This window comes from Pseudomonas sp. MF4836 (assembly GCF_002018875.1).
Classification (GTDB): domain Bacteria; phylum Pseudomonadota; class Gammaproteobacteria; order Pseudomonadales; family Pseudomonadaceae; genus Aquipseudomonas.
Genome location: NZ_MVOL01000005.1, coordinates 262326 through 285675 on the forward strand (window position 1 = coordinate 262326; position 23350 = coordinate 285675).

The 23350-nt window shown below is 64.6% G+C and carries 25 protein-coding genes; 7 read left to right on the plus strand and 18 right to left on the minus strand.

The genetic code is table 11. From position 1 onward, the window contains the following. The first annotated feature begins 69 nt into the window (after positions 1–69). A complete protein-coding gene (locus MF4836_RS13845; RefSeq protein WP_078470760.1) occupies positions 70–1881 on the plus strand; it encodes a bifunctional diguanylate cyclase/phosphodiesterase in 1812 nt (603 codons plus the stop codon). Here the strand turns inward: MF4836_RS13845 and MF4836_RS13850 are convergent. The 5 genes from MF4836_RS13850 to MF4836_RS13870 all read right to left on the minus strand — a co-directional run bounded on the left by MF4836_RS13850 (position 1832) and on the right by MF4836_RS13870 (position 4533). Beyond that, the gene (locus tag MF4836_RS13850) at positions 1832–2248 is read right to left on the minus strand and encodes a sel1 repeat family protein (protein ID WP_078470761.1); all 417 of its coding nucleotides are present in this window, start codon (positions 2246–2248) and stop codon (positions 1832–1834) included. The genes MF4836_RS13845 and MF4836_RS13850 overlap by 50 nt on opposite strands. Position 2249: 1 nt before the next feature. Continuing rightward, positions 2250–2621 carry a hypothetical protein gene (locus MF4836_RS13855; RefSeq protein WP_003179080.1) on the minus strand — a complete coding sequence of 124 codons (372 nt, stop codon included), beginning with the start codon at positions 2619–2621 and terminating at the stop codon, positions 2250–2252. Beyond that, on the minus strand, positions 2618–2959 hold the full coding sequence (locus tag MF4836_RS13860; RefSeq protein ID WP_078470939.1) for a helix-turn-helix domain-containing protein: 342 nt from the start codon (positions 2957–2959) through the stop codon (positions 2618–2620). Before MF4836_RS13860 ends, MF4836_RS13855 begins: the two co-directional genes overlap by 4 nt. Before the next feature lie 113 nt (positions 2960–3072). Further along, positions 3073–3528, minus strand: a complete 456-nt coding sequence (locus MF4836_RS13865; RefSeq protein WP_020295557.1) for a YkvA family protein — start codon at positions 3526–3528, stop codon at positions 3073–3075. A 291-nt stretch (positions 3529–3819) separates the two neighbouring features. After that, positions 3820–4533 (minus strand): FKBP-type peptidyl-prolyl cis-trans isomerase, encoded by a 714-nt coding sequence (locus tag MF4836_RS13870; RefSeq protein ID WP_020295558.1) that lies wholly within the window; start codon positions 4531–4533, stop codon positions 3820–3822. A gap of 259 nt (positions 4534–4792) precedes the next feature. Here MF4836_RS13870 and MF4836_RS13875 point away from each other — a divergent pair, with 259 nt between their 5' ends. Both MF4836_RS13875 and MF4836_RS13880 read left to right on the plus strand, forming a co-directional pair. Further along, the gene (locus MF4836_RS13875; protein ID WP_102047910.1) at positions 4793–6601 is read left to right on the plus strand and encodes a di-heme-cytochrome C peroxidase; all 1809 of its coding nucleotides are present in this window, start codon (positions 4793–4795) and stop codon (positions 6599–6601) included. 28 nt (positions 6602–6629) lie between these two features. After that, positions 6630–7766 (plus strand): catalase family protein, encoded by a 1137-nt coding sequence (locus MF4836_RS13880; RefSeq protein ID WP_078470763.1) that lies wholly within the window; start codon positions 6630–6632, stop codon positions 7764–7766. A gap of 17 nt (positions 7767–7783) precedes the next feature. Here the strand turns inward: MF4836_RS13880 and gspN are convergent, their stop codons facing one another. Genes gspN through MF4836_RS13940 form a run of 12 tightly spaced genes read right to left on the minus strand, consistent with a single transcriptional unit; the run spans position 7784 to position 18559 of the window. Beyond that, positions 7784–8455 (minus strand): type II secretion system protein N, encoded by a 672-nt coding sequence (gene gspN / locus MF4836_RS13885; RefSeq protein ID WP_078470764.1) that lies wholly within the window; start codon positions 8453–8455, stop codon positions 7784–7786. Further along, positions 8452–8889: a type II secretion system protein GspM gene (gene gspM / locus MF4836_RS13890; RefSeq protein ID WP_078470765.1), complete on the minus strand. Its 438-nt coding sequence runs from the start codon at positions 8887–8889 to the stop codon at positions 8452–8454. Before gspM ends, gspN begins: the two co-directional genes overlap by 4 nt. Next, positions 8886–10007, minus strand: coding sequence for a GspL/Epsl periplasmic domain-containing protein (locus MF4836_RS13895; protein WP_078470766.1), 1122 nt, complete (start codon positions 10005–10007; stop codon positions 8886–8888). The genes gspM and MF4836_RS13895 overlap by 4 nt, the downstream gene beginning before the upstream one ends. A gap of 8 nt (positions 10008–10015) precedes the next feature. Further along, positions 10016–10606 (minus strand): prepilin-type N-terminal cleavage/methylation domain-containing protein, encoded by a 591-nt coding sequence (locus tag MF4836_RS13900; RefSeq protein ID WP_078470767.1) that lies wholly within the window; start codon positions 10604–10606, stop codon positions 10016–10018. Further along, on the minus strand, positions 10603–10968 hold the full coding sequence (locus MF4836_RS13905) for a type II secretion system protein (RefSeq protein ID WP_078470768.1): 366 nt from the start codon (positions 10966–10968) through the stop codon (positions 10603–10605). The genes MF4836_RS13900 and MF4836_RS13905 overlap by 4 nt, the downstream gene beginning before the upstream one ends. Next, complete coding sequence (gene gspH, locus MF4836_RS13910; RefSeq protein WP_078470769.1) at positions 10965–11414, minus strand: type II secretion system minor pseudopilin GspH; 450 nt, start codon at positions 11412–11414, stop codon at positions 10965–10967. Before gspH ends, MF4836_RS13905 begins: the two co-directional genes overlap by 4 nt. Positions 11415–11416: 2 nt before the next feature. Then, a complete protein-coding gene (gspG, locus tag MF4836_RS13915) occupies positions 11417–11860 on the minus strand; it encodes a type II secretion system major pseudopilin GspG (protein WP_020295567.1) in 444 nt (147 codons plus the stop codon). Between the two features lie 17 nt (positions 11861–11877). Continuing rightward, on the minus strand, positions 11878–13080 hold the full coding sequence (gene gspF / locus MF4836_RS13920; RefSeq protein WP_078470770.1) for a type II secretion system inner membrane protein GspF: 1203 nt from the start codon (positions 13078–13080) through the stop codon (positions 11878–11880). Next, positions 13080–14528, minus strand: coding sequence for a GspE/PulE family protein (locus tag MF4836_RS13925; RefSeq protein ID WP_078470941.1), 1449 nt, complete (start codon positions 14526–14528; stop codon positions 13080–13082). The genes gspF and MF4836_RS13925 overlap by 1 nt, the downstream gene beginning before the upstream one ends. Before the next feature lie 5 nt (positions 14529–14533). Then, complete coding sequence (gspD, locus tag MF4836_RS13930; RefSeq protein WP_102047908.1) at positions 14534–16474, minus strand: type II secretion system secretin GspD; 1941 nt, start codon at positions 16472–16474, stop codon at positions 14534–14536. Positions 16475–16481: 7 nt separating this feature from the next. Continuing rightward, on the minus strand, positions 16482–16910 hold the full coding sequence (locus tag MF4836_RS13935; protein ID WP_078470771.1) for a hypothetical protein: 429 nt from the start codon (positions 16908–16910) through the stop codon (positions 16482–16484). Then, on the minus strand, positions 16907–18559 hold the full coding sequence (locus MF4836_RS13940; RefSeq protein WP_178102941.1) for a lipoprotein UxpA: 1653 nt from the start codon (positions 18557–18559) through the stop codon (positions 16907–16909). The genes MF4836_RS13935 and MF4836_RS13940 overlap by 4 nt, the downstream gene beginning before the upstream one ends. Before the next feature lie 233 nt (positions 18560–18792). Here MF4836_RS13940 and MF4836_RS13945 point away from each other — a divergent pair, with 233 nt between their 5' ends. Then, positions 18793–20826: a PhoX family protein gene (locus tag MF4836_RS13945; protein ID WP_078470773.1), complete on the plus strand. Its 2034-nt coding sequence runs from the start codon at positions 18793–18795 to the stop codon at positions 20824–20826. Between the two features lie 55 nt (positions 20827–20881). Here the strand turns inward: MF4836_RS13945 and gspK are convergent, their stop codons facing one another. After that, complete coding sequence (gene gspK, locus MF4836_RS13950; protein ID WP_078470774.1) at positions 20882–21847, minus strand: type II secretion system minor pseudopilin GspK; 966 nt, start codon at positions 21845–21847, stop codon at positions 20882–20884. A gap of 160 nt (positions 21848–22007) precedes the next feature. Between gspK and tatA the strand changes: the two genes are divergently transcribed. From tatA to tatC, 3 genes are read left to right on the plus strand one after another with little or no spacing between them, the layout of a single operon-like run. Continuing rightward, positions 22008–22226: a twin-arginine translocase TatA/TatE family subunit gene (gene tatA, locus MF4836_RS13955; RefSeq protein ID WP_020295575.1), complete on the plus strand. Its 219-nt coding sequence runs from the start codon at positions 22008–22010 to the stop codon at positions 22224–22226. Then, entirely contained in the window at positions 22226–22534 is a 309-nt protein-coding gene (gene tatB, locus MF4836_RS13960) for a Sec-independent protein translocase protein TatB (RefSeq protein ID WP_078470777.1), read from the plus strand. The genes tatA and tatB overlap by 1 nt, the downstream gene beginning before the upstream one ends. After that, on the plus strand, positions 22531–23295 hold the full coding sequence (gene tatC, locus MF4836_RS13965; protein ID WP_078470778.1) for a twin-arginine translocase subunit TatC: 765 nt from the start codon (positions 22531–22533) through the stop codon (positions 23293–23295). Before tatB ends, tatC begins: the two co-directional genes overlap by 4 nt. Positions 23296–23350 lie beyond the last annotated feature (55 nt).

Here is a 23350-nt window from a genome sequence, read left to right on the forward strand (position 1 = left end):
AATAAAGGACCGGGCGCTGCTCTTGAATCAAGGGCTCGCCCGGTCCTTTTTTTTTCGACAGAGATTGCCATGACCACGACCGAACAGCTGAGTGCCTTGAGTTCAATCCTGGCTCAAAGCGGTCTGCACAGCCTGTTCCAGCCCATCATCAGCTTCTCCGAACGTCGAATCCTGGGTTATGAAGCCTTGAGTCGCGGCCCCTCCAACAGCCCGCTGCATTCGCCGGTAGCGCTGTTCGCCGTGGCCCGCCAGGCCGGACGCCTCAGCGAATTGGAAATAGCCTGCCGTCACAGTGCCTGCAAACGGTTCAGCGAGCAGCAGCTGCCCGGCAAACTGTTCCTCAATGTCTCCCCTGAATCCCTGCTTGAAGCCGCCCACCAGCCTGGCCGGACCTTGCAACTGCTGGAGGACTTCGGTATCCCGCCGAGCCAGGTGGTCATCGAGCTGACAGAGCAGACGCCAATCGATGATTTCGGCCTGCTGCAAAACGCACTGCACCATTACCGCGACATGGGCTTCTCGATTGCCCTGGACGATTTGGGCGCCGGTTACTCTAGCCTGCGCCTGTGGTCGGAACTGCGTCCGGACTACGTTAAAATCGACCGCCACTTTATCGACGGCATTCATCAGGACGCGTTGAAGCGCGAATTCGTTGGCTCGATTCTGCAAATCGCCAGGGCCTCCCGGGCCCAGGTTATCGCCGAGGGCATCGAACTGGCGGAAGAATTGGCGGTGCTGACCGAGATGGGCGTCGATCTGATTCAGGGCTATCTGCTTTGCCGCCCGCAAGAGCAGCCCCCCCGGGACGCCCGCGCCATGCTGCCCAAGCACGAGAGCAGCACGGTAGCCTTGAGCGATGAAAGCCCCGACCTTAGCGCCCTGCTCAACGAGCAACCGGCAGTGGCGCGTAATACGCCGACCGCCACCGTACTCGAGGCCTTCCGCTCCCAGGCCAACCTGAACTCGCTGGCGGTGCTGGATGAGCGCGGCCAACCCTGTGGCATCGTGCACCGTCATTCGCTGTCCGATGCCCTGCTCAAGCCCTTCGCCACCGACCTGTTCGCGCGCAAGCCCATCAGCCGGCTGATGAACGACGACTTCTTGGCCGTCGAGCTGAGTCAATCACTGCAGCAGGTCAGCCGGCTGATCACCAGCCGCGCACGCCAGCGCATCGAAGAAGACTTCATCATCACCCTCAACGGCGGCTACCTGGGCCTGGGGCGGGTAATCGATGTGCTGAAACTGATCACCGAGCTGAAAATCCAGCAGGCACGCTATGCCAATCCGCTGACCCTGCTGCCGGGTAATGTGCCGATCCAGCAATGCCTGACGCGCCTGCTGCAACAAGGGCGGGAGTCGGTGATCTGTTATGTGGATATCGACAGTTTCAAACCCTTCAACGATATCTACGGCTACGGCCGCGGCGATGAAGTGCTGCTGTGCCTGGCGCAATGCCTGAACGATCGTGTTGACCCCAGTCGCGACTTTGTCGGGCATATCGGCGGCGATGATTTTTTGCTGGTGCTGGGCCCCGAGGATTGGCGCAAGCGCTTGAGCCAGCTTCTGGATGATTTCCACAGCCAGTGCCGACGCTTCTACCGTGCCGAACACCTGGAAGCCGGATGCTTCATCGCGCCCAACCGCCAGGGCGTGCGCCAGGAATTCGCCCTGCTGTCATTGTCGATCGGGGTGGTGCATCTGCATCCAGAGGCCTGTGGACAACTCGACTCCAGCCAGCTCGCCGAGCTGGCCTCCCAGGCCAAACACCACGCCAAGAATGTGCTGGGTTACAGCATCCATGTGATCGACAGCCTGGACCTGGCGGCCACACTCAGCGCTGAGGGAGTGCAGGATCCGGTGGATTCAGCTGCGCAAGCTTGAGCTCGGCCAACGGGTGCCCGGCCTTGGCCGCCATGGTCCACCAGCGCGCGGCTTCGGCCGGGTCAGGTGCCTTGCTGGCTGTGCCGGCGAGGCTGATCACCCCGACCTGATAAGCAGCCTTGCCGTCCCCGGCCAACGCCGCCAGACGCAACAGGCGCACACCTTCCTCGCGAGCACCGAGCCCCTGGCCACGAAAAGTCAGGATATGCCCGTAGAAGCTCTGGGCACCGACATCGCCGAGGTTGGCCATGCGCGCAAATTGCCCTTCCAGCCAGTGCCAACTGCGCGGTTGCCGCACCAGCCATGACCAATGAAACAACCGGCGCGCCAGCCAGTAGCCGAAACGCGCCTTGAGTCGCCAGAACATGTCAGGCCTCCGCTGATTCGGGGTACTCGTATTCGAACACCCGCACCACTTCCGAAGCATGCCAGGAGGCCGCGGCTACACCGTCGGACGGCCCGGAAAAACGCCCGAGACGCTCGACACACTCAAAAAAACCGGTGCGTGGCAGGCGACTGGCGCCCTGGCTGATGACCAGCGAACTGCGCAGCGGTTGTTCCGCGCGCGCATCCAGAGCCGCCAAGTGTTCGAGCGCGGCGGTCAGGGTCTGCATGGCGGGGCTGGGTAACTGCAGGCGCTCAAGGAGCGCACGATAAGTAAGAAGATGACGCTGTCGACGGGCCTGATCCAGTTCACCCAACAGCCCATCCCAATGCTGACGACTGATCCTTACACTCACGGTTGCTCCCTCCACCCCGGCACCGTCAGTTCCCAGGCCAGGCTGCGGCGAATCGCAGCGTCGGGTAGACGCTCGCCGCTTTCAATCAGGGCCAGGTAAGACGGGCTGATGCCTACTTTGCGGGCCAGCGCCTCAATGGCGATGCCCTTCCCTTCGCGCAAATTGCGTAGTTGATCCAAACCAGGAAGGACCTGGCCTGGTGCGGCCGCGTGGATGACGGAGTCCGGGCGCGGCGATGGGTCGGTGATCCCTGCTGCTGTCAATAAAGCCTGATACTGAGCCCATGGCACAACCGCATATTCGGGCTCGCCATCGCGTGCAATTATCTGAATATCCATTACTACCCCGTAGGACAACGACACTTAGCGAGTCGGACTTTTCCCTTGAAGTGTAATCCTAACAGTCGCCAAGGTCGCGGGGAGCATCATTGTATGGATCCGTTGCGCAGGATTCAGTCTTTCTTCGGAGCCTCGAGTTGCAATTGCTCCGGGGTATCGGGCAAACGTTCAACCACGGCGAGCTTCTCCGGCAGTTGGCGATTACGCCAGGCGCGGAAGGCATTGAGTTCGTCGTCCAGGGTTTTCATCACCCAGGCCAGCACGGCGATGTCGTCGATCATGCCGAAAACCGGAATGAAGTCGGGAATCGCATCCAGCGGACTGAGGAAATACATCAGGCCAGCCACAATTGAAATCATCGACTTGGGGCTGATCGCTCGATATTCGCCACGCCAGTAGGCCAGGCACAGGGCCTGGAGCAGTCGCAGGTCGTCCTTGAGCTTGCCGAGGCGATTGCCCTGGCTGGCGCCTTTGCTCGCCACGGCGAACAACAGGGTAGGCAGGCGACCACGGCTGAGCAGCCTTCCGGCGAGGGGCAGGAAGCGGGAAAAATTCCACGGCGCTTTCATCTTCACTCCCACTGAAATGTTATCCACACAAATTGTGGATAACCTTGTGAACAGAGCTATTTTTCACGGCTGAAAGCCCCGTTTCATAAGGGCTGAGCTCAGATCGGGCGTTTTTTACTCACATAAAAAAACCCATTATTTCATTGACTTGGCAGCCTTGTGCGGCTACCCACTGCTTACCTCTTGATCAGACTGCGCCTTGCAGCGTCCGTTCGCATTTTTTACCAGCATCAAGCGCCAGATGCGACAACGCCCCGTCAAGCGGGGCGTTGTTTCAAACACAGACGCGTATTACTTGGCGGCGTCTTGCTTGGCTGGATCTTTGATACCCAGCAGTTCCAGCTCGAATACCAGCACCGAGTTGGCTGGAATCGCCGGGCTCGGGCTTTGCGCGCCGTAAGCCAGGTCGCTAGGGATGTACAGCTTGTACTTCTCGCCAACGTGCATCAGTTGCAGGCCTTCGACCCAACCCGGGATCACGCCGCTTACCGGCAGATCAATCGGGCTGCCACGCTCGACGGAGCTGTCGAACACGGTGCCGTTGGTCAGGGTGCCGGTGTAGTGAACAGTCACTACGTCAGTCGGCTTGGGCTGAGCGCCGTCGGCCTTCTTAAGCACTTCATACTGCAAACCGGAAGCGGTGGTGGTCACACCAGACTTCTTGCCGTTCTCTTCGAGGAATTTCTTGCCGGCTGCAGCCGACTCTTCGCTGACCTTGGCCATGCGCTCTTCTGCACGTTTTTGCAGGGCAGCGAAGGCTTCGACCAACTCGTCATCTTTCAGCTTCTGTTCTTTCTTGCCGACGGCATCTTCGATGCCCTGGGCTACCGCTTTGGAATCCAGATCATCCATGCCTTCCTGGGCAAGACTTTTGCCCATGTTCAGGCCAATACCGTAGGAAGCTTTTTGCGCCGGGGTTTTCAGCTCTACGCTGGTCTGCGAGTCACAACCCGCAAGTACCAGGCTAACCAGGGCCACCGCCGCCGCCAACCGATGCTGTTTCATGCTATTTCCTTGTTCATGCGCCAAAAGGGCAATCGAATAAAGCCGCGAGCTTATCAGGCGCCCACAACCAATGGCTACCGGCATGAGAGCAACAAACCCTGGATTAGTTCACGTCTTAAAGCGCATTTAATCAGCCTGCAAAGGCCAGGCCGGCACCCGCCGCCAAAGCCCGCGGGCGGCCTGATTACGCGATAATGGCGACTTGCCCAGCCTGGTGCCCTAGTGCATAAGGAAACAAAATTCGACAAGGATGTTTAACTTGCGCCTTTTCTACCGTGTATTGACCCTGATCGCACTGCTGCTCGGAATTATCCTAGCCGTCGTCCTGTACTACGTCGCCAACCCCAGATTGCCGGCCTATCAGCCGCCGCAACAGGTGCACTACCTGGAACAGTGGAGTGCTGCCGACCGCCAGACCTACTACTTCACCCCCCAGGGCACCCAGGTCAAAGGCCTGCGTTATGAGTGGTTCGGCGCCCTGGAGTTGCCGTTTTCCGAGCAGCGCTTCGCGGCGCCCGAGTACTTGGCGCTCTTCGGCTTCCTGGTGGACCCGGCGCAGAAAGCCACGCCGAACAACCCGGGCAATCTGCCGGTGGGCTTTGCCCGCCACCAGAACCCGGGCAACCCGGCGCAGTACCTGGACATCACCTGCGCCGCCTGCCACACCGGCGAGCTGCGCTTCAATAACCAGGCACTGCGCATCGACGGCGGTTCGGCCCAGCATGTGCTGCCCTCCAGCGTGCCGACCCTGCGTGGCGGCAGTTTTGGTCAGGCATTGGTGGCCAGCCTGGCCGCCACCTATTACAACCCGTGGAAATTCGAGCGCTTCGCGCGCAATGTACTGGGCGATGATTACGAGGCCCAGCACCAACAGCTGCGCAAAGATTTCAAGTTGTCGCTGAACAACTTCCTGCGCGTGGCCTGGAACGATACCCACCGGGGCCTCTATCCAACCGAAGAGGGCCCGGGACGCACCGATGCCTTCGGCCGTATCGCCAATGCCAGCTTCGGCGATGCGATCACTCCCGATAACTACCGCGTCGCCAACGCCCCGGTGGATTACCCGCAACTGTGGGACATCTGGACCTTCGACTGGGTGCAGTGGAACGGTTCGGCCCAGCAGCCCATGGCCCGCAACATAGGCGAAGCCCTGGGAGTGGGCGCCACCCTGAATTTCTTCGACGCCAACGGCCAGCCGCTGCAGAACGAAGCACGTTACCCCTCAAGCGTAAGGGTGCGGGACCTGAACCTGATTGAAGAAACCCTGCAGCGCCTCAAGCCGCCAGCGTGGCCGCAGGAGCTGTTCGGCGCCATCGACCTGCCGCTGGCGGCCAAGGGTCGTGGGCTGTTTAACGAGAACTGCGCCGGCTGCCATGTGCCTCCCGTGACCCAGGTCAACGGCCGCCCGGTCCAGCAATTGAAGATGCTGCCAGTCGAGGTGATCGGCACTGACCCCAACAGCGCCAACAACATTGCCGACCAGCGCTACGACCTCAGCGCCCTGAAGTGGGACGCCGCGCAACTGGCAGCGTCCAATGTGCAACTGCACCCGACGCCCACCGAGGCGCTGGACATGAGCCAACTGTCGGTAGCCAAGGGCCTGGCCTACGTCACCGCCTTTGTCGAGGAGCGTGCCTACCGCGATGCCCAGGTCACCCCCGAAGAGCGGCCCCAACTTGACGGTTTCGGCCTGCCGATCGGCGTACGCGAACTGCGTGCCTACAAGGCCCGGCCGCTGGCGGGGGTGTGGGCCACGCCGCCGTTCCTGCATAACGGTTCGGTGCCAAGCATCTATCAGTTGCTGTCGCCTCAGGATGAGCGCGCCTCCACCTTCTATAGAGGCACCTTCGAATACGACCCGCGCCACCTGGGTTATCGCACCGAGGCTTTCGCCAATGGCTTCGTGTTCGACACCCGAATCAGCGGCAACCACAACAGCGGCCACGAATTTCGCTCGGGGGCACGGGGCAACGGGGTGATCGGTCGCCGGCTGCAACCCGAGGAACGCTGGGCCCTGCTCGAATACCTGAAGGTCCTGGGCGGGCCGCTGGAACCACAACTGCCATGATGATCGACTTCGTTAAAAGGATTGCCCCATGCTGATAACCCTCTGGCTACGCGTCGGTGCCCTGCTGGGCAAGACTCTACTCTGGCTGCTGGGCCTGGGACTGCTCGGTTGGGCCCTGTCCAGCGCCTGGTTTGCCTGGCACCACAGCGGCGCAGTCTCGGCCCAGGAGCAGATTCCGCCGGGCGAGGCGGCCATGACCCAGGGCATCATCCAGACCGCCGTGCGCATCGTCGACCAGCACCGCGAAGGCACTCGCTACCTGCGCGATGCCCACGCCAAGGCCCACGGCTGCGTCAAGGCCGAGGTCCAGGTGCTGGAGCAACTGGCCCCCGAGTTGCGCCAAGGGGTCTTCGCCGAGCCGGGCAAGATCTGGCAAGCCAACATCCGCTTATCCAACGGCAATGCCTACCCGCAGTTCGACAGCATCCGCGATGCACGGGGCATGGCGATCAAGCTGCTCGACGTGACGGGGCCACAACTGCTCAAGGAGCAACCGCTGCGCACCGAGCAGGACTTTGTGATGTTCAACCATCCCAACTTCTTCGTCAGCGATGTGGCGGAATACGCGCAGAACGTCGCGGCCCAGGCCGACGGCAAGAAGGTCCTGGCGTTCTTCCCCGGCTGGGATCCGCGCAGCTGGCAGGTGCGTCATCTGTTTATCGCCCTGGCTACCCTGTCACCAGCACCTACCAGCCCGACCCAGACCACCTACTTCTCGGTATCGCCCTACAAGTTCGGCAGCGCCAACGCCAAATTCCGGGTCGCGCCGGATCCGGCGAGTTGCCCGAGCTACGAGCTGCCGGCGCAGAATCAGGACCTGCCCAACTTCCTGCGCAGCGCCCTGACCCAGCAACTGTCCACCGACCGGGTGGCGGCCTGCTTCGTGTTGCAGATCCAGCGCCAGGACCCGAGCAAATACATGCCGCTGGAAGACACCAGCATCGAGTGGCGCGAAAGCGATGCCCCGTTCGAGACCGTGGCCCGGGTCAGGATTGCGCCCCAGGATTTCGATACCCCGGCGCAGAACCTGGCCTGCGACAACCAGTCCTTCAACCCCTGGTTCGGCCTGGAAGAACATCGCCCGATTGGCGGCATCAACCGCCTGCGCAAAGCGGTATATGAAGCCGTCAGCGACTACCGCCACAGCCGCAACGCCGAGCAGTGATCAGCGCCGCGCAGCCCTCAGGGTTTACCCAGGACCTTGCTGAAGGTCTGCGACGAGGGTTGCAGCCAGCGCGCCTGAACCAGCAGCGGGATGACGGCGGCGTCCGGTTCAACCCGCCCATCCACCTGCACGCGCTGGCGTTGCAGGTCGGCCTCGACCTTGAAACCGTGTTCGCCAGGCAGCTGCAAGACTGCCAACAGTTGCAGCCCATCCCGGCATTGCAGTTCGATCCGGGTGCTGCCCAGGTTGATCTGCCATGGGCTCAGCAGCGCGAGCTCGCTGCCCAGTAATTCACCTTCAGCGCTGCGACAACGACGCCCGGCGCCATTGACCTGGAGCCGCCCCTGCCAGCGCCCGTCCAGCACCCATGCCGTCGCGGGCATCGCGCTGGCCGCACGCGGTGCCAACTGCACCTGCCAGTTCCAGGGCCAGCCGCGGACCGAGCCCTCCCAGAACCGTTGTTGAAACCCCAGGTTCAACCGCACCTCCCGCGCCCAGGGTCGGACCTCCCACTCCAGCGGCCCCAGGCTTGCGAACCGGGTCGCCCGGCCCTGCCACACACTGCCCGAGACTCCGTCGGGCTGCCATTGCGCTGGCCAAGGCACCTGGCGGGCGACAAAGGCTGCCGGCAGTTCCAGCAACAGGGTCAAGGCAAACACCAGAACGCCCCAGGCGATGTGGCGGCTCATGCCCCCTCAACCCCGGCGGCCAGCTCCAGGCTGAAGGCGTAGCCTTGCGCGCCACGCTCCAGGCTCCACTGCATCGGGCGCCCGCCCTGTTCCTGCACCGTGCGCAGCAACTGCTGCAAGGCTTGGGGACCGGGCAGTTCACCCTGCAACTGCCAGCGTTCGCCCTGGCGTTCGACATGGGTCAGGACCCACTGCCGCGAGGCGGCCAGGGCCTGCCAGTGTTCATTGGAAAACACCGGGCGCGGCGCCAGGGTGCGCGCCTGCTGGGCCAAAGCCTGCCACTGGCGCGCCTCTTGCCAGGCCGCCAGCAGGGGCCGGGTCAAGAGCACCAGCAGCAACAGCAGCACCAGGGCCCAGCCGACCAGCACGCCATAACGCCGGGCCGGGGCCAATTGCTTGAAGCTGTCCAGGTACGCAAGCATCCGTACGCTCATGGCTGTTCCCCCAGATCAAAGCTCAACTGCAGGTCAGCGCCAGGGCCCTGGGGCTCGGCACGCCATTGCGCCCCGGCTGCCTGGGCCATCGCCTGCCACTGAGCCGGCTCGGGCCGCACCCCGCTGCCACTGAGGCCCACGCGCCAGAGCCGGCCGTCAAAATGATTGCTCGATACCGACCAGCCCGGCTGTTGTTGCAACCAGCCCGACAGTGCCTGCTCCAGGGTGACGATCTGCTGCTGACGCACCCGCCAGTCGGTGTCCTGATTCTGCAACCGAGCGAGCGCCCCCCGCGCCTGGAGCGGGCTGCTGGACGGCCCGGCCACGGCCTTGACCTGAGCCTTCCAGTCAGCGAGCTGCTGCCAGGTCTGCAGCAGATAAACCGCACCCCAGCAGACCGCCAGCAACGCGCAAGCAAGCAGCAAGCGGCGCTGCAACCCGGTCATCAGCGCAGAGCGACGCCCGTGGCCAGGCTGCGGACGCGCGCCCTCCAGCACCCCGGGCACCTGCTCCAGCGCTGCCAGTCGCGAGGGCCAGGTGCCTGCAATCTGCTCCACGGGCAACTCACGCCAGGCCTGCGGCAAAGTCGCGCCCAGCACCTGTGGCCACACCAGCCACTGCCCGGGCTGCGCCTGGCCACCGCGCTTGAGACACAGCAACTGCTCGCGCTGCCAACACACGCCGTGCCCGGGTTCGGGCTGCGGCAACAATTGCAGCTCGGCCCAGCCCTGGGTGATCTGCACCCCCAGCGCCGCACATTCGGCCAGCCACTGCTGCACCTGCTGGCGCTGCATCACCAGCAGCTCGAGGTGCCCGCAATCCCGGGACAGACAACTGACCAGCAACTGCTCGGCAGGCTGTTGCCCATAGTCTTCGAACAATTGCGGCCACTCATGGCGCTTGAGCCCCGGGGGCGCCGGCAGGCAGAAATGGCTGCAATCGAGCGCTGGAATGATCAAGGCCCCGGGCAGCTCCAGATAGGCGGCCGGCGGCGGCCAGTCACCGCTGGATCGAGGCTGCTGCGCGGCGTAGTGCAGCCATTGCCAGCCAACGTCGGCGCTGGTCGGCGGCCGCACCAGCAGCCACTGTCGCGGCTTGGCCCGCAGACGCTCAAACATGCTGCGGCTCATGGCTGGGTGTCGGGCAAGGCGAAGGTACAGACATAAGGCGCTCCTTGGTGCTCGAACTCGATCCGCACGCCACGGTTGGGCTGGGCGGCAACGGTGGAAGGAAAGGCCAGCCAGCGCGTGCCCTGATAAAAACTGAAGGTGGCCCGGTCGATGTTTTCCAGCGACTCACGCAACTCCCAGCGCGGCATGCCGGCCGCGTAAAGGTCGGCCGAGGTCAGGAGATTCAGGCGCCGTTGCCGGGGGTCGAACACCAGGCGCTGGCGCTGCACCCGGGATGTGGCGTCAGCCGCTGGCCAGGCGCCCAGTGCTACCCACTGCAAGTGGCCGAGCCCGGGTTGCCAATCCAGCCAGGTCAGCCCCAGTGGCAGACGCTGTTCATACAACTGACGCAGCACCAGGGCATCGAAACGCCGCTCCAGGGCCAGGCAGAACTCCAGCACCCGGGGCTCGCTGCCAGGCTCTTCAAGGCGCTCGCGAACCTTGATCCAGCCATTGACCAGGGCCGCCAGCAGCACCCCGAGCACCGCAGTCAAGGCCATCGCCACCAGCAACTCGATCAGGGTCAGGCCGCGCTGCGCCGCCCTCATGGGCGCACCAGAAACAGGCTGAACCGGCCCAGGGGCTGGCGCTGCTCGGGGTCGGCGAACAGCGTCAGCTCTCCGCGCCGCAGGCGGTTGACCCCGGTGTTGCCCAGCACCAATTGCCAGTGACAGGTGGTGTGGCCCTGGCGCAGTTCGCCACTCACCGCGTTGATCTGCGGCCAGTAGCGTTCCACGCCAAAGCGCGCCTCCAGCTCCCGGGCGCACAAACTGCCGACACGGTGTTGCGCCACCGCCTGGTGGGTGGCGATGCGCTGGCGCAACAGCTGGCTGACCATCACCGCCATCAGTGCGGCGATCCCCAGGGCGACTGTGACTTCGAGCAAGGTAAAACCTCGTTGGCGCTTCATGGCTGGATCGCAATCTCCAGGGTGTTGTCGGCGCGCCATTGCCAGCGCTGGCTGCCCTCGGGCCAGCGCCAGGTCAAGGCCACGGGGCGGGCCAGTCCGGAGGGGGTGAAAATCACCTGCGGCTCGGCGCTGCGAGGCCAGTCGGGCTGCAACTGGGCCGGCCAGGGCGTGGAGCGTGCACCCTCGACGCGCCAGGCTCCCCGGCCCTGCGCCACCTGCCAGCGCACGAACTCCGGCTGCCGGCCGTTCCAGCGCAAGCCCAGCAGTTGTCCGCCATGCCGGGCCTGGGCGGCTTGGGCCCGGGCGTCATTGGCCAATTGCGCCAGAGCCTGGCGCATCGGGGCCTGGCCGGCATCCAGCGCAGCCACGCCGAGGGCGCTGAACAACCCGACGATCAGCAAGACCACCAGCATTTCCAGGAGCGAGAAACCGTCGCAGCGCGGCATGCCTAGAGGTCCCAGCTACCAATGTCGGCGTCGGTGCCCTCGCCCCCTTCCTGGCCGTCGGCACCCAGGGAGAACACATCCACCCGACCATGCTGGCCCGGGGTGCGGTAGCGGTAGGCGTTGCCCCATGGGTCCTGGGGCAGGCGCCGGATATAGCCATCGGCGCGCCAGCTGCGGGGCAACGGCTCCACGCTCGGCTTGCTGGTCAGGGCCAGCAGCCCCTGCTCGGAACTGGGGAAGCGCAGGTTGTCCAGGCGGTACATGTCCAGGGCCTGCTCGAGGGTCGCCAGGTCCGCCAGGACTTTCTGGCGCATGGCTTTGTCCTGGCTGCCCAGGACGCTGGGGGCGACCACCGCGATCAGCAGGCCGATGATAAAAATCACCACCATGATTTCCATCAGGGTGAAACCGCGCTCGCGGCGCTTGAACACACGATTGCCAGGCATGGCATGGATCTCCTTTTTCAGAAAGTAAGGCCTTGGTTGAGCTGCATGATCGGCAGCAGCACCGCCAGCACGATGAACAACACCACCGCCCCCATCAGCAGAATCATCAGCGGTTCGAACAGCGCCAGCAGCAGATCGACCTGCCGCGCAAAACCGCGCTCCTGGTTGTCGGCAACCCGTTCGAGCATGTCGGGCAAGGTGCCGCTGGCCTCGCCGCTGGCCACCATATTCAGCAGCATCGGCGGGAAATACCCACTGGCGCTCAGCGCCCGGTACAGGGTCACGCCGCCTTCGACCTGCTCGCGCACGGTTTCCAGAGCCTGGTGAATCTGCCGATTACCCACGGTGGCGGTCGCCACTTCCAGGGATTCGAGCAACGGCACACCGCTGCCCAGCAAAATCGCCAGGCTGCGCGAGACCCGAGCGCTTTCCAGCACCGACAACAGCGTCCCGACCCGTGGCAGGCGCAATGCCAGGCGGTCGCGGCGCAAGCACCACGACGCCTGGCGCAGCAACAATCGGGCGCCCAGCCCCAGCACCAACGCCAGGGCCAACAACCAGGGGCCGAGCAGCACCAGGCCTTCGCTGGCGCCGATCAGCACTCGGGTAATCAGGGGCAGGCTCTGCCCGGTATGGCTGAACTGCTCGGTGAGTTTGGGCACCACAAAAGTCATGAGGCCGATCACCACCGCCAGCGACACCAGGATCAGCACCGCCGGGTACACCAGGGCGGTGCGAGCCTTGTGCCGTTGCTTCTGCACCTGCTCCAGGTGCTCGGCCAGCCGCTCCAGCACCGGGGCCAATTTGCCGGAGCGCTCGCCGGCCTCGACCAGTGCGCAATACAGGGTGTTGAACTGCCCGCCCTGGCGCCGCAGGCTCTGGGCCAGGCTCAGGCCTTCGCCCAGGGCTCCGCGCACCGCCACCAGCAGGTTGCGAATCGCCGGCTCCGCAAGCTGGCGCTCCAGGGTCGCCAGGGCATCCACCAGGGGAATGCCGGCACTGAGCAAGGTCGCCAACTGCCGCGTCAGCTCGCACAGTTGCCCATGGTTCAAGCGTTGCCCGCGCGGGCTCGACAGGCTCCCGCGCTGCACCTGCAAGTCGCGGGCGAACAAGCCCTGCTCGCGCAGCAACTGCCGGGCATGGCGCTCGCTCTCTGCCTGGATGCTGGCTTTGCGGCTGCGCCCGAGCAGGTCCAGGGCCTGGTAGCGATACGTCGGCATCAGTCACGCACCGCGCGCAGTACTTGCTCGAGGCTGGTCTGGCCCAGGCGCAGGCATTCGGTGGCCATGGCCGTGAGGCTCTGGCGCTTGTCCGCCAGGTAGTCGTGCATGGCCATTTCGCTGGCACCGTCGTACAGCAGGCTGATCAGCCCGGCATCCAAAGTGATGAATTCGTAGAGCCCGATGCGTCCGTTGTAGCCGCTGCCCTGGCAGTCTTCGCAGCCCTGAGGGTGAAAGCTCTGCTCCAGCTGCGCCAGTTCCGGCCACAGCTGGCGCTCGGCAGCCTGCAACGGCACGGGGGTGGCGCAATGGCACAAGCGCCGCACCAGGCGCTGGGCCATGACGCCCTTGAGGCTGGAGGCAATCAGGAAGGGTTCGATGCCCATGTCGCGCAAGCGGGTCACGGCGCCCACCGCGCTGTTGGTGTGCAGGGTCGACAGCACCAGGTGCCCGGTCAGGCTGGCCTGCACCGCGATCTGCGCGGTCTCCTGGTCGCGAATTTCACCGAGCATGATCACGTCCGGGTCCTGGCGCAGAATCGCCCGCAGGCCACTGGCGAAGGTCATGCCGGCCCGGGGGTTGATCGCGGTCTGGCCGATGCCGGTGATCGCGTATTCCACCGGGTCTTCGACGGTGAGGATGTTGCACGAACCGTCGTTCAGCGCATTGAGGCTGGCATAGAGGGTGGTGGTCTTGCCCGAGCCGGTGGGCCCGGTGCTGAGCAGAATGCCGTTGGGCCGCGACAGGCAGGCACGCAGCGCCTGCTCGACCTCGGCCGGCATGCCCAGGTTGTTCAGGTCCAGCAGGTTGGCCTGCTTGTCGAGCACCCGCATCACCACCCGTTCGCCGTGGATGCCGGGCAAGGTCGAGACCCGGATATCCACCTCGCGACCGCCCGAGCGCAGGGTGATGCGCCCGTCCTGGGGCTGGCGTTTTTCGGCGATATCCAGGCGTGCCATGACCTTGATCCGCGACACCAGCATCGCTGACAGGGCCCGGGGCGGGCGCAGGATCTCACGCAAATGGCCATCGACCCGCAGCCGCACCACCAGGCTCTGCTCGAAGGTTTCGATATGGATATCCGACGCCCGCAAACGCAGGCCCTCGGCGAACAACCCGTTGATCAGGCGGATCACCGGCGCTTCGTTGTCGCTTTCGAGCAGGTCCTCGATCCGCGGCAACTCGCTGATCAGGCTGTCGAGGTCAACCTGCTCGCCAATCCCTTCGATCAAGGCCGCGGTGGCCGACTCCCCGGCCTGGTACAGGCTGCCCAGGCGCACTTCGTACTGGGCCGGGTCCAGGTGCTCGACCGCCAATGGCAGGCCATGGACCCGCAACACTTCCTGCAAGGCATCGGTGTCGACATCCTCGCGCAGCAAAAGGCTCCAACCATCCTGGCCCGGCACCCGCGCCAGGCCGGCCTGGCGTGCCAGCCGATAGGGCAACAGGCTGCTTACCATGTGCCGGCATCCAGGCGCTCGCGGCTGGCGGGGAACAACTGCAGCAAGGCATTGCTCTGCGAAAGCGCCGGCAAGGCCAGGGACGTGTTGACCTTGAGGTTGCGATATTTTTCGCTGCTGAGTTGGGCCAGGGTCTCACCGTCACGCATGATTCGCGGGCGGATAAACACCATCAGGTTCTGCTTGGTGCGCTGGCTGGAAGTGGAGCGGAACAGCCGGCCCAAGCCCGGAATATCGCCGAGCCAGGGCACGCGCTGGTCGCCGGATTTGGCTTCGTCGCCGATCAGCCCGCCGAGCACCACCAGGCCGTTGTCCTCGACCATGACCTTGGTCTTGATCTCGCGCTTGTTGGTGATGACATCGCTGGCGCCGGCACTGTCGGCAATCGAAGACACTTCCTGAACGATGTCCAGGCGCACGGTGTTGTCGATATTGATCTGCGGTTTGATCCGCAGCTTGATCCCCACTTCCTTGCGCTCGATGGTCTGGTAGGGGTTGGTGTTGTTTTGCGTGACCGAGCCGGTGACGAAGGGCACTTCCTGACCCACCAGGATCGACGCCTCGGCGTTGTCCAGGGTGAGCAGGGTCGGAGTCGACAGCAGGTTGAAGCCGCTTTCGCTTTTCAGCGCATTGAGCAGGGCCAGGAAATTCAGCCCGCCACCGCTCAGGTTGCCGACCCCGGCAGTCACCCCCGGGACATTCGCCAGGAGCTTGCCCAGGCCGGCGGTGTCGTTGCTGGAGGCGGCGGCCGCCAGGCTGGTGATGCTGGCGCCGCTGCCGGTGAAGTTGACCGCACCGCCGCCGAAGGAGTCGCCCATAAACAGCCACTGCACCCCCAGCTCCTGGGCACGAGTGTCGGAGACTTCGGCAATGATCGCTTCGACCACCACCTGGGCGCGGCGGATATCCAGCTGTTCAACGATGGTGCGGTAGGCGGCGATTTCACTGTCCGGACCCACCATCACCACGGCGTTGGTGCCCTCCTCCGACTCCATGCGGATCCCCGAGGTGCTGACCGCCACCTGCTTCTGCTCGCCTTCGGCCGGTGGCGCGCCGGCCGCCGTGTCCTGGGTCAGGCCGCGCAGCACCTTGACCACCTCGGCCGCATTGGCGTGGCGCAGGTACATCACTACGGTGTTGGAACTGCGCAGCGCGCTCTGGGGTTGGTCCAGCTGCTTGAGCAGGGTCCGCACCCGCTGCCGGCTATCGGCACTGCCGCGCACCAGCAAGGCGTTGCTGCGTGGGTCGGCAATCACTTGCGCGCTGTCGGCGCCCTGTTCCCGGGCCAGCAGGCGGGTCATCAACTGCGCGGTGTCGTTGGCGCTGGCGTTGACCAGGGGCAACACCTCCAGGGGTTCCTGGCTGACCTGGTCGAGCTGCAACAGCAGGCTGTCGATGCGGTCCAGGTTGCTGCGCCAGTCGGTGATCACCAACAGGTTGGCCGAGGGATAGGGGGTAATCACCCCGACCCGGGGGTCGATCAGCGGCTTGAGGATGTTCAGCATCTGCTCGCTGGCGGCGTTGCGCACGCTGAACACCCGGGTCGCCATGCCGTCATTGACTTGCGGGTCCTGGCGCGAGGACTCCACCGGCACCGGCTCCAGGCGCGCCGCCTGGTCGGGCACGATCTTCACGCTGCCATTGGGCAGGTCGACCGCGGCAAACCCCTGGGCCCGCAGTTGGGCGAGAAAGATGTCGTAGATCTCTTCGCTGCCGAGCATCTCGATGCTGCGCACCGTGACCTTGCCCTTGACCCGGGGGTCGATGATGAAGGTGGTGCTGGTGATGCGCGACACGCTGTCGATAAAGTCGGTCAGCTCGGTGTCGATGAAGTTGACCTCATACAAGGCCTCCTCTTCTTCGGCGCCGGCCGGAATAAAACTCAAGCTCAGGCACAAGGCCGTCAGGCCCAGGCATTTATTGATCATGTGCATAGTCGGTTCATTCCTGGCGCGTGAGGCCGATCACCGGCCGCCGGGGCGGCCACGGCAGGCGTTCGTGCTGCCCTTGATTGTCGAAAATCAGCCCGCGCTCATCGATGTCGTGCAAGACGATGCCCGGGGCCAGGCGCTGACCAAGGGTCAACGTCCGTTCTTGTTGCTGGTAACGCAGCACCACCACCGTGGCGCGCAGCTGGCTGGCCTTGAGGCTGCCCAGGTAATCGACCTTGAGCGTGGTCAGCGGCAAGTCGCTGCCTGGCGCCTGGCGCGGTGCCCAATGCCGCTGGAGCAGGTCGGCCACCGGAGCCGGTTGCGGATACTGCGGCGGCGGTTGCGCGGCGCCGTGCCAGAGTTGCAGCACGCAGCGCGCCGCCAGCCAGGCCAGCAGGGTCACCAGCACCAGGTTGAACAGGCCGCCGGCACGGCTCAACTGATCAGGCTCCGTGGGTGCCACCCGGGATGACCCTGCACGTAACGCACGTGCGGCAGTTGCAGCGGCGCCAGTTGCCAATCCGCCGGCCGCTCGCGCAACCAGCCTTCCAGGTGTTGCCACAGCGGTTGCCCGGCCTCGGCGTCAAAGCCCAGGCCGAAGGTCCGGCATTGGCCGAGCGGTTCGGCAAACTCGCTGACCCGCTTGCCGCTGGGGCTGTAGGTGACCTGCCAGGGCTGGCCGAGCCAGCGCGGCAGATCCTGGCTGTTATCCAGCAGCAACGGCTCGCCAAACAGTTGCTCGGCCGCGTTCTCCAGCACCTGGCGTACCTGCTGCGCCGGCACGTCGACCACCGGCGCCGGGTAGCTGCCACTCAGGCTGATCAGGTGTTCGCGGGTAATCATCTGGCCCCGCGCCAGGGGGCTGTCGTAGCGCAACCCCGGCAGCAGCACCGCGCTGTCGGGCTGGCTCGCCAGTGCCTGGTGCAACAGGCGGTCCCAACTGCCGCCGCGCACATCGCGGCGCCAGAGGTTTTCCGGGGCCCGGGCCAAGGGTTGATCGAGCCAGCCGGCGTGGGCCGCCCGCTGTTGTTGCAGGCTTTGGCGCAGGCGTTGGGCATGGGCTTGTCCGCCAGCATCCAGGGCATTGTTGAAGGCCGGGTAGAAGCGCGCTTCGAACCGCCACTGCCCGGCCTGGGCCTGGCAACGGATACGAAACGCGCCGCTGGCCCGGGCCCCGCCCAGCAGCACCGGGACCCGTTTGCCCGAGCCTTGCAGGATTTCCACCGGTTGCGGCCACAGGTCCTGACCCCGGGCACAGAGCACCAGATCGACCTGGCTCAGGCGCTCGGCCAGCCAGAACCCCGGACCAGTGCCGACATCGGCCAGGGCCACCACCAGGTCGGCTTCGGCCCGGGCCTGAGTCAGCACCGGCTGCAGGCTGTGCAGCCATTGCTTGAGGGATGCTTTCTGATCCCGGGCATAGGGATCGGTGATCCCGACCACGGCGATGCGCACGCCGCCACGGCGGAACACACTCATGCCGGGGGTGGCCAGGCGTTGCGCGCTGTCGCTGGCCAGCCCGGCGCCCAGTACCGGATGGCCGAACTGGTGGTACAGCCCCTGGCATTGGTCCGGCCAGAGCACACGTTCATCGCTGCTGACTCGCACTTCGCTGCCAAGCAAGGCGCTGCCCTGGACTCCGGAGACCCCTCGGGTCAGGTAGGCCAGGCCACTGCCGTTCCAGCACTGGCCGTTTTCCAGGGTCAGGCTGTTGCCGTGGCCGGACTCCTCACGCAAGCGTTGCAGCAGCGCACCGAGCACTGCGTAGCCGCCGGTTTCCACGCCATCGCTCAAGGCCGCATCAAGCAGGCCATCGAGCGGGCTGCCGCCGGCTTGGGCAGAACGGGCATTGGCCCCGGTGATCCAGGGTGCTTGGCCGATACGTGTCGCCGGCCCCAGGCGAGTGGCGGGCACCACCGGGCGACCCGGCTGGCGGGCGTCGAGGGTATCGGCGACATACAACAGATCCACCGGCTGGCTGTCGCTCGGCCCCGCCGCAGCCCCCAGGCTGGAGCAGCCGGCGAGCCAGGGCGCACAGGCCCCGAGCGTCATCCATCCCAATACATCGCGCCGCACCATTGAAGCCATTGTTCTCTCACCCTGAGGCTAACTCTTCACAGGGGCGGCATAGTGGCGGGCAATTAATGACGGTTTAATGTCAGTTTTTTAACAGGGCTGAAATCTGCGGCCTTGTAACAAAAGGAAATAAAAGAAAGCAGGTTAAATCCGTTTTTAACAAAACCGCCAAAGAATCATCACACTCGGCTCTTACAGTCCCGGTTCCTTTCAAACCAACCGTGATCTACAAAGGACCTGATGAAATGAGTCGAGAGACTGGCGACAACCAGAATCGCAATCTGAGCCTCAACGAGCCGATGGAATCGGTACTCACTACCTACCTCAGCCGTCGCAGCGTGGTACGTGGCGGGCTCGGCGCCGCGATCGCCATGATTGCCGGCACCGGCCTGACCGGCTGCTTTGACAGCGACAGCGGCTCAGACAACGACAGCACGCCGCCACCGACCACCAAGCCAGCACTGAAACTGGGCTTCAACTCGATCCCCGGCTCCCTGATCGACGCCTGCACCGTGGCCGCCGGCTACACCGCCCATGTCCTGGCGCCTTGGGGCACGCCGTTGAACAGCACCGCCGCCGCCTGGAAAAGCGACGGCAGCAACACCTCGACCGACCAGGCCAACTCGGTGGGCATGCACCACGACGGCATGCGGTTCTTCCCGATCAATGGCAGCTCCACCGACGGCCTGATCGCCATCAACCACGAATACATCGACCAGGCCGCCCTGCACCCGGCCGGCGCCACCCTGATCGGCGGCATTCGCCCGGTCGAGGAAGTGCGCAAGGAGATCAACGCCCACGGCGCCGGCGTGATGCGCGTGACCAAGATCAGCGGCCGCTGGCAGGTGATTGAAAACGACCCGCTGAACCGCCGCTTCACCACCGCCACGGTGATGGACCTGTCAGGCCCGATGAAAGGCACCGACCACGTCAAGACCAAGTTCTCGCCCACCGGCACCCAGACCCGCGGCACCAACAACAACTGCGGCAACGGCTACACGCCGTGGGGCACCTACCTCACCTGCGAGGAAAACTGGCCAGGGATCTTCATCAATAAAAGCGGCGCCCGGCCGGCAGACCAGGTGCGGATCGGCGTCGGCACCACCAACGGCAACTATCGCTGGGAAACCGCCGCCGGCGACCCGAGCGAAGTGGCCGAAGAGTTCAGCCGTTTCGACGTGACCCCCACTGGCGCCACGGCCACCGACGACTACCGCAACGAAGCCAGCACCTATGGCTATATCGTCGAGATCGACCCCTACAACTCCGCCACGCGCGCGGTGAAACGCACCGCCCTCGGTCGGTTCCGCCATGAAGGCTGCTGGCCGGGCCTGACCACCGCCGGCAAACCGGTGGTGTTCTACAGCGGCGACGACTCGCAGAACGAGTACCTGTACAAGTTCGTCTCCACCGCCCTGTGGGACCCGGCCGACGCCAACCCCAGCGATCGCCTGGCCACCGGCACCAAGTACATGGACAGCGGCAAGCTGTACGTGGCGCGCTTCAACGCCGACGGCAGCGGCGACTGGCTGCTGCTCGACGTGGCCAGCGCCACCACCGACGGCAGCACCCTGGGGGCGAAATTCACCGACCTGCCGGGGATCATCCTCAACACTCGGGGCGCCGCCGACGCCGTGGGCGCCACGCCCATGGACCGCCCGGAATGGACCTCGGTCAACCCGCTCAATGGCGACGTCTACCTGACGCTCACCAACAACACCAGCCGCACCGTGGCCAACGCCGCCAACCCGCGCGTCAACAACAAGCACGGGCACATCATTCGCTGGCACGACGCCGACAATCAGATCGCCTTCACCTGGGACATCTTTGTCTTCGGCGCCAACGCCGCCGGCACCCCGGACATCAACCGCTCCGGCCTGACCGTACTCAACCAGTTCGCCAGCCCGGACGGCATGAGCTTCGACAGCCGTGGGGTGATGTGGATCCAGACCGACAACGGCGAATCCACCCTCACCAGCTACACCAACGATCAGATGCTGGTGGTGATCCCCACCAACCTGGTCGATGCCCAGGGCAAACAGGTGCCGGTCAACGCCCAGAACCAGGTCGACCTGCGGCGCTTCTTCGTCGGGCCCAACGGCTGCGAAGTGACCGGCGTGACCTTCACCCCCGACAACAAAACCGTGTTCGTCAATATCCAGCACCCGGGCAACTGGCCGTCCACCGATGTGGCCACCGATGTCACGGTCGGCACTGTGCGCCCCCGCGCATCCACGGTGGTGATCCAGCGCAGCGATGGGGGTGAACTGGCAATCTGACAACCGCCCCGCCACCACAAAAGCCCCGACTGGTTCGGGGCTTTTGCCGTCTGCCCTATAAAGGCAGCGGTTCGCGCGAACGCAGCAGCATGCCCTGGGCCGGCACCCTGGCATGCCACTTGACCACGCCCTGGGCTTCGACCCGGTATTGGCTGCGAAACAGCTGGCCGTCCAGATCGATCTCCAGTTGCAGCAGAAAGTGATCGCCATTGAGCTGCAAGCCTTCACTGATCCGCTCGAACGTCGGGTCATCCAGCGCTCCCAGGGCCTGGCGCAGATCGCCGGCATCGCGATAGCCCCCGGCAGGGCGTGCACTGACCAGGCGAGTCAGCAGCGAGCGCGAGACCTCGCCCTCATACAGCGCATCCAGCAGCGGCAGCATATCCAGGCTCAAGGCATTGGCGTTCAGGCGCCAGCCCGAAGTTTCGGCCAGGGCGCACAATTGCGGGTAGCGCAGCGCCCGACCGGCATCGGCGGTCAGCAGCAGGTTCAACTCGCTGATATCGCCCATCAACTGATTGGCCGCCAGGCGCGGCGGCAACTGGCGCAGGTATTCGTTGCTTTCCGCACCTTGCAGGCGCGTCTGCTGGTCGGCGTCGAGCCAGTCGGCCAGGGTCTGCGTCAGGCGTTCAGCGGCCATGTCGGCCCCCAGCAACTGCACCAGCTGGCGTTGCGCACGCTCGGCCTCGGGGCCAATCAATGCATTGACGTTGAAACAGCTGTGCAGGTCGCGAATTCGAATGCTCGCCTTGCCGCCCTTGAAGTCATAGCTCAGGGGCTGCCCGCGCAGGGCCTGCCAGAACAGCGGGCTGGCGCGCCATAACGGGTCCTGCAGCGCCTGCTCGGTGAAGGCCAGCGCCGCCCGCTCGATAGCCCGCGCCTGCACCCGTTGCTGGATCAGCCGCACGCTGCCGACCTCCTGCCGCCCCTGCTCGACCATCCACGCCATGCCCCCCGCCAGCATTGCCAGGGCCACCAGGACCATCAACAACGCTGCCCCTTGCTGCCGCTTTCCGAACATCGCCACGCCGCCTTTGTTGAACAACAGGCGACAGTCAACACAGTGGATGTTTCAGCCAGGTGGCAGGCTCACACAAATCCCCCGAAAACGTCACCGCAGCGTCACAAAGCCTCGGCAAACTGCGCCTTTATATTTCAAATCAATGGCTTGGAGCGTCGATATGGGTGGTATAGGGATTTGGCAACTGGTCATCGTGCTGCTGATCGTGATGATGCTGTTCGGCACCAAACGCTTGAAAGGGCTGGGCAGCGATGTGGGCGAGGCGATCAAGGGGTTCCGCTCATCGATGGGCAACGAGCCCGGTGCCCAGCAGGACCCGGCAAAAACCGGGCTTGAGGTGGACGCCGCGCACAATCGATCCGCAGACAGCAAACACTGATGTTCGATATCGGCTTCAGCGAACTGCTGCTGGTCGGCCTGGTGGCTCTCTTGGTGCTGGGCCCGGAACGCTTGCCGGTTGCCGCGCGCAACGCCGGCTTGTGGCTGGGCCGGGCCAAACGCGCGATGAATACGCTCAAGGCCCAGGTGACCCAGGAGCTGGATAACGAGCACCTGCTCCAGGGCCTCGACCAGGCGCCTCTGCGGCAACTGGAACAGCAACTGCGCGACGGCATCCGCCTGGAGGCCCCGCCCCCGGGGGCGCCGCAACCCGAGAGCGGCACCCCATCAGGACACCCCACCCCATGAACGACTTGCCCTTGCCTGCTCGACGCCTGTCGGTGACCGGGCACCTGACTCAATTGCGCTCGCGCCTGCTGCGTTGCGCCCTGGCCATCACCCTGGTGTTCTGCGCCTTGTTTCCCTTCGCCCAGACCCTGTACAGCTTCGTCTCGCAGCCGCTGCGCGAATTCCTGCCCGCCGGCGCCAGCATGATCGCCACCGGCGTGACCTCACCGTTTCTGGCACCGCTCAAGCTGACGATGATGATTGCCCTGTTCATCAGCATGCCGCTGCTGCTGCATCAGGTTTGGGGGTTGATCGCACCGGCGGTGTATCGCCAGGAACGGCGGATTGCCGCGTGGTTGCTGGCCGTCAGCGTGCTGCTGTTTTACGGCGGCATGGCGTTTGCGTTTTTCCTGGTGTTCCCGATGATGTTCGGCTTCTTTACCAGCGTCACGCCGGACGGCGTGGCAATGATGACCGACATCGCGCTGTACCTGGATTTCATTCTCGCGCTGCTGCTGGCGTTCGGCCTGGCCTTTGAAATTCCGGTGGCGACCTTCCTGGTGATCTGGGCCGGCATCACCGACGTGCAGACCCTGCAAAAAAGTCGGCCGTACGTGATCGTCGGCTGCTTTGTGGTCGGCATGCTGCTGACGCCGCCAGACGTGTTTTCGCAAACCATGCTGGCGGTGCCGATGTGGATGCTGTTCGAGGTGGGCCTGCTGGCCAGCCGCTCGGTGAGCAAGCCGCGCACCGACGAGTCGTCATCTCACGCAGTAGGTTGAGCAGGGCAAAATCCGGGCACAAAAAAAAGCGACCCTAAGGTCGCTTTCTTTGGTG

Bases quoted from the DNA above. Each gene is read 5' to 3' on its own strand.
- MF4836_RS13845 (WP_078470760.1), top strand. From the start codon at position 70: ATGACCACGACCGAACAGCTGAGTGCCTTGAGTTCAATCCTGGCTCAA.
- gspN (WP_078470764.1), bottom strand. From the start codon at position 8,455: ATGAGCCGCCACATCGCCTGGGGCGTTCTGGTGTTTGCCTTGACCCTG.
- MF4836_RS13900 (WP_078470767.1), bottom strand. From the start codon at position 10,606: ATGAGGGCGGCGCAGCGCGGCCTGACCCTGATCGAGTTGCTGGTGGCG.
- MF4836_RS13865 (WP_020295557.1), bottom strand. From the start codon at position 3,528: ATGAAAGCGCCGTGGAATTTTTCCCGCTTCCTGCCCCTCGCCGGAAGG.
- MF4836_RS13850 (WP_078470761.1), bottom strand. From the start codon at position 2,248: ATGTTCTGGCGACTCAAGGCGCGTTTCGGCTACTGGCTGGCGCGCCGG.
- MF4836_RS13880 (WP_078470763.1), top strand. From the start codon at position 6,630: ATGCTGATAACCCTCTGGCTACGCGTCGGTGCCCTGCTGGGCAAGACT.
- MF4836_RS13870 (WP_020295558.1), bottom strand. From the start codon at position 4,533: ATGAAACAGCATCGGTTGGCGGCGGCGGTGGCCCTGGTTAGCCTGGTA.
- tatB (WP_078470777.1), top strand. From the start codon at position 22,226: ATGTTCGATATCGGCTTCAGCGAACTGCTGCTGGTCGGCCTGGTGGCT.
- gspF (WP_078470770.1), bottom strand. From the start codon at position 13,080: ATGCCGACGTATCGCTACCAGGCCCTGGACCTGCTCGGGCGCAGCCGC.
- tatA (WP_020295575.1), top strand. From the start codon at position 22,008: ATGGGTGGTATAGGGATTTGGCAACTGGTCATCGTGCTGCTGATCGTG.
- gspK (WP_078470774.1), bottom strand. From the start codon at position 21,847: ATGTTCGGAAAGCGGCAGCAAGGGGCAGCGTTGTTGATGGTCCTGGTG.
- gspH (WP_078470769.1), bottom strand. From the start codon at position 11,414: ATGCCGCGCTGCGACGGTTTCTCGCTCCTGGAAATGCTGGTGGTCTTG.
- MF4836_RS13940 (WP_178102941.1), bottom strand. From the start codon at position 18,559: ATGGCTTCAATGGTGCGGCGCGATGTATTGGGATGGATGACGCTCGGG.
- MF4836_RS13895 (WP_078470766.1), bottom strand. From the start codon at position 10,007: ATGTTTGAGCGTCTGCGGGCCAAGCCGCGACAGTGGCTGCTGGTGCGG.
- gspD (WP_102047908.1), bottom strand. From the start codon at position 16,474: ATGCACATGATCAATAAATGCCTGGGCCTGACGGCCTTGTGCCTGAGC.
- gspM (WP_078470765.1), bottom strand. From the start codon at position 8,889: ATGAGCGTACGGATGCTTGCGTACCTGGACAGCTTCAAGCAATTGGCC.
- gspG (WP_020295567.1), bottom strand. From the start codon at position 11,860: ATGCCTGGCAATCGTGTGTTCAAGCGCCGCGAGCGCGGTTTCACCCTG.
- tatC (WP_078470778.1), top strand. From the start codon at position 22,531: ATGAACGACTTGCCCTTGCCTGCTCGACGCCTGTCGGTGACCGGGCAC.
- MF4836_RS13905 (WP_078470768.1), bottom strand. From the start codon at position 10,968: ATGAAGCGCCAACGAGGTTTTACCTTGCTCGAAGTCACAGTCGCCCTG.
- MF4836_RS13945 (WP_078470773.1), top strand. From the start codon at position 18,793: ATGAGTCGAGAGACTGGCGACAACCAGAATCGCAATCTGAGCCTCAAC.
- MF4836_RS13860 (WP_078470939.1), bottom strand. From the start codon at position 2,959: ATGGATATTCAGATAATTGCACGCGATGGCGAGCCCGAATATGCGGTT.